This window comes from Amycolatopsis sp. WGS_07 (genome assembly GCF_045278895.1).
In the GTDB taxonomy this organism is placed as follows: Bacteria; Actinomycetota; Actinomycetes; order Mycobacteriales; family Pseudonocardiaceae; genus Amycolatopsis.
The window spans coordinates 251,246-263,036 of the sequence record NZ_CP136053.1; the positions used below are offsets into that span (position 1 = coordinate 251,246).

The window sequence follows — 11,791 nt, forward strand, 5'->3', positions numbered from 1 at the left end:
AGGTCCAGTGCGGCCCGAAAGCGACATCAGCAGGGCGAACGACGGCCGGGTCCCGGTCCGCGCGCGCTACGAGCCGACCACCGCCGAGCCCGCGCTGAAGGCGTGGAGCGACGCCAGAATCGCCGAGCCGGGGCCGTTCCGGCCGCGGTTCATGGTCTACTCCGGACTCGGCCCGCCCGCGATGACCGCGGAGCGGCTCGCCGTGCTGCAGGAGGTGGGCGCGGAGTCGTTCCTGCTGGCCGCCGACCTGCCCTCGCAGCTCGGCTTCGACCCCGACCACGAACTGGCGCACGCCCAGGTCGGCCGGGCCGGGGTGTCGTGCGCGACGCTGGACGACTTCGCCACGATCTGCTCCCGGCTCGACCTCGCGGCCGCCGACAGCGTCGGGATGCTGCAGAACTCACTCGGGCACGTCGCGCTGGGAATGGTGCACAGCGTCCTGTCCGATCGCGCCGCTCGGCACGTCAAGCTGGTGATGCAGAACGATCCGCTCAAGGAATTCACCGCGCGTGGCACCGAAATCCACTCTCCCGCGCAAGCGCTGCGGATCGCCGCCGACTGTGTCGCGTTCGCGATCGACGAGAACATGCCCGGCGCGGCGCTCACCGTCTGCTCCAACCATTACGACGTCGCGGGCGCAGGGCCGTTGCTGGCGGTGGCGTTCGCGCTCGGCAACGCCATCGCGTACGTGGACGAGCTGGTCGGCCGCGGCTACGAACCCGCGGATGTCGCCGGGAAGCTGATGTTCTTCCTCAACGAGCGCAGCGATTTGTTCGTGGAGGCTTCGGTTTTCCGCACTGCACGGATCCTGTGGAGCGAGATCCTGCGCGACCGGTACGGCATCCCGGTCGCCGACCAACCGGTCGCGAAGCTCATGGGCTACGCGCACGGCCTGGAATCCGCCGAGGAACCGCTGGTCAACATCCCGCGCGTGACGCTCAGCGTGCTCGGCTCGATGCTCGGCGGCGTCGACTACCTCTGTGCCACCGGCTACGACGAGGCGTTGCGCATCCCGTCCGCCGACGCCGCCGCGCTCGCCGTGCGCACGATGCAGGTCGTCGCGTACGAGCACGGCACGTTGACGACGATCGACCCGCTCGCCGGGAGCGCCAAACTGCGCGACGTGGACGAGCAGGTGATGCACAAAATCCGGCTCGAACTCGACCGGCTCACCGAGGCCGGCGGACCGCTGGAAGCCATCGAAAACGGCTACATCGCCGGTCGGATCGACGAAAACCGCGGTGCCCGCCAGGAGCAGCTACGCACTGGAGAGCGGGTTATGGTCGGCCACGGCGTGTTCGACGCGAAGGCGCGCGCCGAGTGGTTCGCGGGCAAGAGTTCCGGCGAGATCGATTTCGCGAAGGTCGAGCAGGACGCCGTCGAGCGGATCACCGAGCACAAACGCCGTCGGGACACCGCGCTGGTCGAGCGGGCGCTCAAAGCGGTCGAGGCCGCCGCTGCGAGCACTGAGAACCTCGTCCAGCCCAGCATCGAGGCGCTGCGGGCGGGCGCGACGTCCGCCGAGATCGTCGGGGCCACCAGGGAAGGGTTCGAGAGATGAAACGCGTCGTGCTGGCGAAACTCGGGCTCGACGGGCACGACGTCGGCGTCCGGCTCATCGGCAAGCATCTCGCCGACGCCGGGTTCGAGGTCGTCTACCTGGGCAAACGCGTCGCCACCGCGACGATCGTGCAGGTCGCGGTCCAGGAGGACGCCGACGCGGTCGGGCTCAGCTGTCTCAGCGGCGGGCTCGGGCACTTCGCCTCGCTGACCGTCGAGGGCTTGCGGCGCGAGGGCTCCGACGTCCCGGTTCTCGCCGGCGGGATCGACGAACCCGCCGAGATCGACCGCATGATGGCGGCGGGCGTCCACCGGCATTTCGGGCCCGGTGCGTCGATGACCGAGATCGTGACGGCCTTCGAGAAGGCGACCGCCGGGCGCTGACGCCTTTCGCGAGCTACCTCCCGCTGACCCGAGCGGGAAGTCTCGGTCCTGCCCTGGGAAGCCCGGCAAGACCCCTCTTGACCTGCGTGACCAGGGCGAGTAGACAAGCCATATCACGTAGTGGTTCGCACGTTTCACTGGACGAAACGTTTGAGGTTTCGTCCCCACGGCCGTCGAAGGTGGCGGAAGGAGCGGGCAATGGCGCCGGCACAGGAACCGACACAGGCACGACCCGAGACGAGACCGGCCAAGGTCGCGTTGACCGCGCTCTCGGCCTCGAGCATCGAGAACTACGACTTCTTCATCTACGGCACCGCCGCGGCGCTGGTCTTCCCCCAACTGTTCTTCCCGGAGCAGACCGCGCTGACCAGCGCGCTGCTCAGCTTCGCGACCTTCGCCGTCGGCTTCATCGCCCGTCCGCTCGGCGGCGTCCTCTTCGGACACATCGGCGACGTGCGCGGCCGCAAGACCGCGCTGATCGGCGCGCTGGCCGGGATGGGGCTCGCCTCGACCCTCATCGGGCTGATGCCGACGTACTCGGTGATCGGGACCGCCGCACCGATTCTGCTGGTACTGCTGCGTTTCCTGCAGGGCATCGCGGTCGGCGGACAGCTCGGCGGCGTCGTGCTGCTCGCGATGGAGAGCGCGCCGCCCCGCAAGCGCGGGTTCTTCTCCAGCTTCGCGCAGGCGGGCGGCCCGGGCGGCATCATCATCGGCAACCTCGCCTTCATCGCGGCCATCCGGTTCACCTCGCCCGCGGCCTTCGAGGCGTGGGGCTGGCGGGTTCCCTTCCTGGCCAGCGCCGTGCTGGTCTGGTTGGCCATCCATCTGCAGCTGCGTCTCGAGGACACCGACGCGTTCCGGCGGCTCAAGCAGGTGAAGAAGCCGGACGCCGGACGCTCCCCCGTGCTGCGCGCGTTTCGCGTGCACTACAAGCAGATCGCGCTGGTCGCGGCCGCTTACATCGGCATCAACGTCACCTACTACCTGTTCATGACCTTCGCGGTTTCCTACAGCACGAACTCGGCGATTCTGGGCTTGTCCAAGGACACCGTCCTGCTCGCCGTGCTCGTCGCGGCGGGCGTGCAGCTGGTGCTGCTCCCGGTCGCCGGCGCGATCTCGGACCGGATCGGCCGGCGCGCGATGCTGCTGGCGGGTTCGGGAATGCTGTGCGCGTTCTCGTTCGCGTTCTGGCCATTGCTGAACACGAAATCGACCTTCCTGATCATGGTGGCGTTCATTGTCGGCCTCGGGCTCATGCACACCACGATGTACGGACCGCAAGGCGCGTTCTTCGCCGAGGCGTTCACCACCGGGCTCCGGTATTCCGGCGTCTCGCTGGGCGTACAGCTGGGCGCGGTGATCGGCGGTGCGTTCGCCCCGTTGATCGCGACCTCGCTTTACGCGGCGACTGGGTCGTCGATTTCGGTGGCTCTTTACATGGCGGTCGTCTGCGCGATCACTTTCGGCGCGGTATTGCTCATGCCGGAGACCCATCTGAAAGACATCAACGAACCCGCGGCGACGGCCGAACCCGCTGCCGCGAACGATCCGGCCCACTAGAAAAGGAGAATCCGCATGGCGATGCCCACCCGGCATCTCGGCAAGCTCGACGTCGGCGCCCAGGGCCTCGGCTGCATGGGAATGAGCGATTTCTACGGCAGCGGCGACGAAACCGAATCGATCGCGACCGTGCACCGCGCGCTCGACCTCGGCGTGACGCTCCTGGACACCTCCGACATGTACGGCTACGGCGCCAACGAGGAACTCGTCGGGCGGGCGATCGCCGGCCGCCGTGAAAACGTCGTGCTGGCCACGAAATTCGGCATTGTCCGCGCCGAGGAAGACTCGATGGCGCGTTCGGTGCGCGGGGACGCGGAATACGTCCGGCAGGCGTGCGACGCGTCTTTGCGCCGCCTCGGCGTCGACCACATCGACCTTTACCAGCAGCACCGGGTCGACCCCGCGGTCGCCATCGAGGAGACGGTCGGAGCGCTGGCGGAACTGGTCAAGGCGGGGAAGGTGCGCCATATCGGGCTGTCGGAAGCTTCGCCGGAAACGATTCGCCGCGCGCACGCCGTGCATCCGATCACGTCGGTGCAGACCGAATGGTCGCTGTGGTCGCGCACGATTGAGGCCGAAGTCGTGCCGACCTGCCGCGAACTGGGCATCGGAATCGTGCCGTATTCGCCGTTGGGCCGGGGAATTCTCACCGGCCGCTATCGATCGACCAATGACTTCGAGGAAGACGACTTCCGGCGGACCTCCCAGCCACGCTTCGCCGAGGGAAACCTGGAACGCAACCTGGAGTTCGTGCGTGCGCTCGAAGAACTCGCCCGCGCACGAGGTGTCACGGCGGGTCAGCTCGCGCTCGCCTGGGTACACAGCCATGGCGACGACGTCGTGCCGATTCCGGGTACGAAGAAGCGGAGCAGGCTGGAGGAAAACGTTGGCGCAGTTGCCATCGAGCTGTCCGCCGCGGACGTGGCCGCGATCGAACGCGCGGTGCCCGCCGACCAGATCGCCGGCGAGCGGTACTCCCCCGACCGGATGTCCCTGCTGGAATGACCTTGATGGGTTGGTGAAATGCGTTTCGCAGACCGAGTGGTGATCGTGACCGGCGGCGGCGGTTCCGGGTTGGGCCGGACGCTGGTCCGCCGCTTCGCCGCCGAGGGGGCCGCCGTCGTGGTGGCCGACCGCGACGGAGCGGCTGCCGACCAGGCCGCCGCCGAGGTGGAAGAACAGGGCGGGCGAGCGTTGGCCGTAACGACCGACGTCCGCAGCGACGACGACGTCCGGGCAATGGCCGAAGCCGTCCGGTTCGCCTACGGCCGCATCGACGTCCTCGTCAACAACGCCTTCACGTCCAATCCGGCTTCGATCCTCGACACGCGCATCGAGGATTGGAACCGTGACCTCGACGTCGTGCTGACCGGCGCGTTCCGCTGCTCCCAGCAGGTCCTTCCCACGATGATCGACCAGCGGCGCGGCGTGATCATCAGCGTCTCGTCGGTGAACGCGCACACCCACGTCGGCGCGGCCGCCTACAGCGCGGCGAAAGCGGGCGTGGAGGCACTGACCCGCAACCTGGCGGTCGAGTTCGCGCCCTTCGGGATCCGGGCGAACGCGCTCGTGCCCGGCACCTTCCGCACCGACGTCTGGAAGGAACGGCAGAAGATCGACCCGGACCTCCTCGACCGCCTCGCGACCTGGTACCCGCTCGGCCAGGTCGGCCTGCCCGACGACATCGCGTCCGCGGCGCTGTTCCTGGCGTCGGACGAGGCGTCGTTCATCACCGGCAGCCTGCTTCCGGTCGACGGGGGCCTGCTGGCGGGCAATCCGCAGTTCGCGCGCGACGTGCATCCGGAGAACCACCGATGAAGGACGAGGTGCGCGTTTCGCTGGTGCAGTTCAGTTCGGCCCCGCTGGACTGCCCGGGCAACGCCAAACGGATGGCCGAGTTCGTCGAGCGCGAGGCGCAGGAACACGGTGTCGAGCTGGTGGTTTTCCCGGAGCTGAGCAACACCGGGTACGTCCGTTCCGCGCGCGACGACGCTTATGCCGAGAGCCTCTACGCCGCGTCGGAGCTGGTGCCAGGCCCGACCACGGAGGCGCTGAGCGAAGCGGCCCGCCGGGGCGGCACCCACGTCGTGGTCGGGCTGTCGCAACGGCATCCACACGTGCCCGAGGTGCTCTACAACAGTGCGGTGCTGATAGGCCCGTCGGGCGAAGTGGCCGGCGTGCAGCACAAGGTGCACCCGTGCCGCGACGAGAAGGAGTACTACGTCCCCGGCGACGAGATCTCCGTCTTCCGAACCGCGCTCGGCACGCTCGCGCTCAACGTGTGCTACGACGTCCGGTTCCCCGAAATGGCCCGGGTGCAGACCCTCGCGGGCGCCGAGATCGTCGTCTCGCTGTGGGCGTCGGCCGTGCAGCCGGGCAAAGTCCCGTCCGACAGCATCGTCTCGCGGTGTGCGACGAGGGCGATGGAGAACGCCGTGTTCTTCTTGGGCTGCAACCGAACCGGCACCGACGGCGACCAGCGCTTCTATGGCCGGAGCGCCGTCGCGGGCCCAAGCGGCGACGTACTGGCCTGCTCGGACGACGACCGGGAGGACGCCGTCCGAGCCGTGCTGCGCGGCGCGGATCTCAAGGCGCAGCGCCGGTATCTCACCATCTTCCGCGACCGCCGACCCGAGCTGTACGGCCGCGTCACCGAGCCGCTCTCCCGCCCTAGCCCGGAGCAGAAATGACCTCTGACCTCTGCCAATGGACGGCTGAACAACTCGGTGCCGCTTACGCGTCCGGTGATCTCTCGCCGGTGGAAGCGACGAAGGCGGCGCTGCAGGCTGTCGATACTCACGAAGGCTTGCGCGCCTTCTGCACACGTCGACCGCGAAGGCGCGCTCAACCAAGCTGCCGCGTCCGAACAGCGTTGGCTCAACGGACGCGCGCTGGGACCGTTCGACGGCGTTCCCGCGTCGATCAAGGACCTCTTCCTCACCCGAGGTCTGCCAACGCTGCGCGGTTCCCGACGTACCGACCCAGCGCAGCCGTGGGACATCGACAGCCCAGTCGCCGCAGCGCTTCGCTCGAACGGCCTCGTCCTGCTCGGCAAGACGACGACGTCCGAACTCGGCTGGAAAGGCGTCACCGACAACCTGATCGACGGCGTCACCCGCAACCCCTGGGATCCGACGCTCACCGCAGGCGGATCGAGCGGCGGCAGCGGGGTGGCGGTCCGGGCGGGCATGGGCGCGGTGTCGGTGGCGACCGACGCCGCCGGTTCGGTGCGCATCCCGGCCGCCTTCTGCGGAGTCGTGGGCTTCAAACCGACGCACGGACGCATTCCGATGTACCCGCCCAGCGTCCTGGGCACGCTGGCGCACGCCGGACCGATGGCCCGCTCGGTCGCCGACGTCGCCGCGCTGACCGACCTCCTCACCGCTCCAGACCCCCGCGATCCTTCTTGGACGCCCACAATGGACTGGACGGCAAAGCCCGGTCTGATCGCGTTCTCGCCGACGCTGGGCCGCGTAACCGTGGATCCGGAGATCGCCTCGATCGTCTCGGAAACCGTCACCGCGTTGGCTGGCACCGGCTTGGACATCTGCTCGGCGGACCCGGACTTCCCTGACCCAGCAAGCGCTTTCGACGTACTGTGGTCCGTCGGCGTCGCACAGATCGTCCGCCGCTATGGAGGCGAGGAAGCGCTCGATCCCGGCCTGCAAACCCTGATCGAACGGGGTGCCCGGCACTCGGCCGCAGACTACCTTGACGCGCAAAGCGAACTCGCCGCGCTCGGCGTCGCCATGGGCGAATTCCACACCCGGTTCGACCTCCTGCTCACCCCCACCGTGCCGATCGAACCGTTCGCCGCGGGCCACGACGTCCCGCAGGGCAGCGGCATGACCGACTGGCCACAGTGGACACCCTTCACCTACCCGTTCAACATGTCCCGGCAACCCGCGCTCAGTGTCCCGATTGGACTGACGGCGCGCGGTTTGCCAGTCGGCCTCCAGATCGTCGGGCCCCGGCACGCGGACTCGCTGGTTCTCGCCGTGGGCGCGTTGATCGAGCAAGTACGGCCCCCGCTTGCCTATCCGCAGGAGAACGCATGAAGTTCGGCGTCAACACTTTCGTGACCGACGAGAGCATCCGCCCGGACGCCCTCGGCCGCGCCCTGGAAGAACGCGGTTTCGAGACCCTGCTCGTCACCGAGCACTCGCACATCCCGGTCAACCGGGAAACGCCGTGGTCGGGCGGCGACGAACTGCCCCGCGAGTACTACCGCACTTACGACCCGTTCGTCGCCCTCGCCCTCGCTGCCGCCGCGACGACCACGCTGACCCTCGGCACGGGTGTCGCGCTCATGGCCCAGCGCGATGTTTTCCTAACCGCCAAGGAAGTCGCGACCCTCGATGTCCTGTCCGGCGGACGGGTCCTGTTCGGCGTCGGAGTCGGCTGGAACCGCGAGGAAATGCGCAATCACGGCGTCGAGCCGAGTCGCCGCGGACAGGTGCTGAACGAGAAAATCGCCGCGCTGAAGGAGATCTGGACCCACGACAAGGCCGAATTCCACGGCGAGCACGTCGACTTCGATCCGGTTTTCTCTTGGCCGAAACCCATACAGCGCCCGCATCCGCCGATCGCCATCGGCGGCGAAAGCCCAGCCGCCCTCGACCGGCTCGTCCGCTATGGCGACGAATGGCTGCCCCGCGCGAAAACTCCGGTGGAGGAACTGCGCCGTGTGGCGTCCTGGCTGTCCGAAAAGGACCGATCCGACGTCCGCATCACCTTGTGCGGCGCTGCCCAGGACTCCCCGCTCGCGGCCTACGCCGAGTCCGGAGTGGACCGGGTGACCTTCACGCTGCCGCCGGTGCCGGAAACGGAAACCCTGCACTACCTGGACAAACTCGCGAAACACGTTCGGACAGACTGAAACCGCGGCCACCGCCGGACGGTGGCCGCAGTTTCAGTACGGGAATCAGATACCCATGCTCGCGCCAAGGGTGTCGAGCGCCTTGGTGACCATGCCCTGAGCAGTGGCGTTCAGGTTGGCGTTGGTGCCGTTCACGACCCAGTCCGAACCGGAGAACATCACCACGGTCACGCCGTTGTCGACGCCGCCGTCAGTGCCGCTGCTGTTGATGCCGAGCAGCGAAGCCGCCTTCACCGACGCCTCGCCCAACTCGCGGGAGTCGTTGTCCGAAGTGTCCTGGTCGTTCGCGGTCTGCGTGTCGCCGAAGATCGCGCCGATGACCTTGCTCTTGTAGAACATCAGCGCGAACTGGCGGCCCTTGATGCCGTGTTCCTTGTAGAAGAAGTGCGGGCAGGGGCTCTTCTTGTCGTAACAGTCGTCGCCGAGCACGTAGAACGGGACGTGGTGCGCGCCGAGCGACTTTCCGTTGCTGTCCTTGAAAGTCGTCGAACCCTGATGGTCGGGATCGGGGTCGGGGTCGCTGCCGTCGGTGTCGACGGCCAGCCCGGAACCGTAGGCGTAGACGCCCTTGGCGACCTGGTAGACGTTGACGTTCTTGGCCCGCGTCATCGTGTTGATGTGCGGTTTCGAGTTGACCTTGTTCGCGTCCGTGCTGTTCTTCTTGACGCCGGCCAGCACCTGCTCGGGGGTGTAGGACTTGGCGGCGGTTTCGGTCGTGGCGGCATGCGCGGAGCTGACCGCGAGCGGCACGGCGAGCGCCAGAGCCGCGCCGACCACGGCGAAGCGCCTACGGGAGGATGACATGATCGGGCGACCTCCAGCACTATGTTAGGAAAATTTCCTAACATAGTGAACCATCCGTGACCGGACGTTGTCACGAGGTCATCAGGAGAAATCCGGAAAGGCTCCCGCTGACCGGAACCACGCCCGGCCCGGACCGTCCACACTGGACGCAATCACTGCCGAAATGCCCGATTGGCTACCCCGTGACTGCTTTCTCCCGGCCGGACACGCCACTGCGGTGTCAGAACGCGCAGTACGCCTTGATCGCCGCGTTGCCGAGCGTGGTCTGGCCGCGGGTCGCGGGCCCCGGGAGATGGTTCTCGTTGGCAGCGACGAGCACCTGCTTGCTGCCGTCGTCGCTGGTCATCCACACGTTGAAGTAGCCGAGCACTCCGCCGCTGTGGTTCCAGGCCATTCCGCAGGACGTCGGGGACAGGCCGATGCCGAGTCCGTACCGGTTGCCCGCGTCGTCGATCGGCACGGTCGTCTTCAGTTCGGTCTGCTGCTGCGGCGGCAGGAGTTTTCCGCTCAGCAGCGCGCGTTCAAACGTCGCCACATCGTCCTCAGTGGACACAATGGCGCCCGCGGCCCCGAACGCCTGGACATTGGAGACCGTGAAGTCGTTGTAGAACGTGCCGAACGAGATGTAGTAGCCGTTCAAGTAGTTGCCGGACAACGTCGGATCCTCAGTCGGGAACGACGTGTTGCTCAAGCCAAGCGGCTCGATGATGCGGCGCTGGACCTCGGTCGCCGGTTCGTTCCCGGTCACCGCCTTGATCACCATGCCCGCGAGGACGTAGTTGGTGTTCGAGTAGTGGAACGCCGCGCCCGGCGCGCCCAGCGACGGATGCGACGTCGCGATGTTCACCAGCGTCTGCGGCGGCCACGCCTGGCGGGGGTTGGTGTTCCCGACGTAGGAGTTGAGGAACCGCGAGTCACCGACGTAATCCGGCAGCCCGGAGGTCTGGTGCAGCAGCTGCCGGACGCTGATCTTGGTGCCGTCGTTGCCGTTCGCGTTCACCGCGCCGGGCAGCCAGCGGGCGACCGGGTCGTCGAGGGAGAGCTTGCCCTCGCCCTCCAGCTGCAGCAGGACCGTCGAGGTGAACGCCTTGGTGTCGCTGCCGATCCGGAACTTCGCTTTCGGGTCCGCCGGGGTCTTGGTGGTGAGGTTCCCGTACCCGGCATGGATGTACTGTGCGGTTTCCCCGTTCCGGACCAGGCCGATCACCCCGGGGTAGCCCACGCTGACCCCGGCCTGGGCGCCAGCCTGCAGGATCTCGGCCGGGGTCTCCGCCGAAGCCGGACTGGCCACACTGACCAAGGCGGCCACGGCCACCGCGACGGTTCCGAAAGCTCTGCGTCTCATCGCACTCCTCAGATCGACGGTCGCCGGCGTGCCGATTCCGGCGAAAGGAGAGCGCAACGTATCCGCCGCCGATCAAACTTCGATGAAGTGTCAGAGCTTCGCCGCGTCCACGATCGCCTGCGCGAACGGCCGAGGAGCCTCCTGCGGCACGTTGTGGCCGATCCCGTCGAGGATCCGGTGCTCGTACTTCCCGGTGAACTTGGCGCGGTAGGCCTTCCCGTCCTTGGCGGCGCCGTCGAAGTCGCTGGACAGCGTGATCGCCGGGACGCCGATCGTCGCCCCCGCGGCGAGTTTCTGCTCGTACGCGTCGTATTGCGGTTCGCCCGGCGCGAGGCTGAGCCGCCAGCGGTAGTTGTGGATGACGATCGCGACGTGGTCCGGATTGTCGAACGCGGCCGCGCTGCGGTCGTACGTCGCGTCGTCGAAGTTCCAGGTCGGGGACGCGGTCTTCCAGATCAGCTTGTTGAAGTCGTGCCGGTTGGCCGCGTAGCCCGCGCGGCCGCGCTCGGTCGCGAAGTAGTACTGATACCACCAGCCCAGCTCAGCGGCCGGGGGCAGCGGCTGCAGGTTGGCCTTGAGGTTCGCGACGATGTACCCGCTGACCGGGACAACCGCCTGGCACCGCTCCGGCCACAGCGCCGCGATGACGGCCGCGGTGCGCGAACCCCAGTCGTACCCGCCGAGGATGGCTTTGCCGATCTTCAACGTGTCCATCAACGCGACAACATCGAGCGCGATCGCCGTCTGCTGCCCGTTGCGAACGGTGCCGGCGGACTTGAACACCGTCGGCCCGAACCCGCGCAGGAACGGCACGATCACCCGGAATCCCTGCGCGGCAAGCAGCGGCGCGACGTCGGCGTAGCTGTACGGATCGTAGGGCCAGCCGTGCAACAGCAGCACCGGTTTCCCGTTGGCCGGGCCGAATTCGGCGTACGCCATGCTCACGGCACCGGCGTCGGCGTGCTTGATCGTGCCCAGCGAGGTGTGCTCGCCCGAGCCCGCGCGCAGGTCCGCGCCGGGCTGCTTCATGCCAGGCTGCGAGGAGGCAGGCGCGGAGCAGGCAGCGAGGGAGGTCGCCGCCAGACCGGCCGCGAACGCCTGGGTGAATCGTCTCCTGCTGATCATCTGAACTCCTGTGCGCAAGACCGTGGGACGGTCTCGACGCTAGGGAATCCGGTCGCACGCTCGCGCCCGTCGGATGACGCAGCCGGGGTAAGTCACTTGCGGTCGCTGCCCACGGCGAGGGCTGAAGCTTG

The 11,791-nt window shown here is 67.8% G+C and carries 10 protein-coding genes and 1 pseudogene; 8 read left to right on the forward strand and 3 right to left on the reverse strand.

Annotated features, from left to right (window positions below; translation table 11 throughout):
* The first annotated feature begins 7 nt into the window (after positions 1-7).
* The 8 genes and pseudogenes from RPX00_RS01065 to RPX00_RS01100 all read left to right on the forward strand — a co-directional run bounded on the left by RPX00_RS01065 (position 8) and on the right by RPX00_RS01100 (position 8,386).
* On the forward strand, positions 8-1,561 hold the full coding sequence (locus RPX00_RS01065) for a methylmalonyl-CoA mutase family protein (protein ID WP_406636531.1): 1,554 nt from the start codon (positions 8-10) through the stop codon (positions 1,559-1,561).
* Entirely contained in the window at positions 1,558-1,944 is a 387-nt protein-coding gene (locus RPX00_RS01070) for a cobalamin B12-binding domain-containing protein (protein ID WP_406636533.1), read from the forward strand. The genes RPX00_RS01065 and RPX00_RS01070 overlap by 4 nt, the downstream gene beginning before the upstream one ends.
* A 198-nt stretch (positions 1,945-2,142) precedes the next feature.
* A complete protein-coding gene (locus RPX00_RS01075) occupies positions 2,143-3,507 on the forward strand; it encodes an MFS transporter (RefSeq protein ID WP_406636535.1) in 1,365 nt (454 codons plus the stop codon).
* 21 nt (positions 3,508-3,528) lie between these two features.
* Entirely contained in the window at positions 3,529-4,512 is a 984-nt protein-coding gene (locus tag RPX00_RS01080) for an aldo/keto reductase (protein ID WP_406642726.1), read from the forward strand.
* Positions 4,513-4,530: 18 nt separating this feature from the next.
* On the forward strand, positions 4,531-5,325 hold the full coding sequence (locus tag RPX00_RS01085) for an SDR family NAD(P)-dependent oxidoreductase (RefSeq protein WP_406636537.1): 795 nt from the start codon (positions 4,531-4,533) through the stop codon (positions 5,323-5,325).
* Positions 5,322-6,197: a carbon-nitrogen hydrolase family protein gene (locus tag RPX00_RS01090; RefSeq protein ID WP_406636539.1), complete on the forward strand. Its 876-nt coding sequence runs from the start codon at positions 5,322-5,324 to the stop codon at positions 6,195-6,197. Before RPX00_RS01085 ends, RPX00_RS01090 begins: the two co-directional genes overlap by 4 nt.
* Positions 6,194-7,565, forward strand: a pseudogene (locus tag RPX00_RS01095) (amidase). The gene RPX00_RS01090 and the pseudogene RPX00_RS01095 overlap by 4 nt, the downstream one beginning before the upstream one ends.
* Complete coding sequence (locus RPX00_RS01100) at positions 7,562-8,386, forward strand: LLM class F420-dependent oxidoreductase (RefSeq protein WP_406636541.1); 825 nt, start codon at positions 7,562-7,564, stop codon at positions 8,384-8,386. Before RPX00_RS01095 ends, RPX00_RS01100 begins: the two are co-directional and overlap by 4 nt.
* A 45-nt stretch (positions 8,387-8,431) precedes the next feature.
* Here the strand turns inward: RPX00_RS01100 and RPX00_RS01105 are convergent, their stop codons facing one another.
* From RPX00_RS01105 to RPX00_RS01115, 3 genes are all read right to left on the reverse strand, one after another.
* Positions 8,432-9,190: a glycoside hydrolase family 75 protein gene (locus RPX00_RS01105; RefSeq protein WP_406636543.1), complete on the reverse strand. Its 759-nt coding sequence runs from the start codon at positions 9,188-9,190 to the stop codon at positions 8,432-8,434.
* A 220-nt stretch (positions 9,191-9,410) separates the two neighbouring features.
* Positions 9,411-10,535 carry a serine hydrolase domain-containing protein gene (locus RPX00_RS01110; protein ID WP_406636545.1) on the reverse strand — a complete coding sequence of 375 codons (1,125 nt, stop codon included), beginning with the start codon at positions 10,533-10,535 and terminating at the stop codon, positions 9,411-9,413.
* Between the two features lie 90 nt (positions 10,536-10,625).
* Entirely contained in the window at positions 10,626-11,660 is a 1,035-nt protein-coding gene (locus RPX00_RS01115; protein ID WP_406636547.1) for an alpha/beta fold hydrolase, read from the reverse strand.
* Positions 11,661-11,791 lie beyond the last annotated feature (131 nt).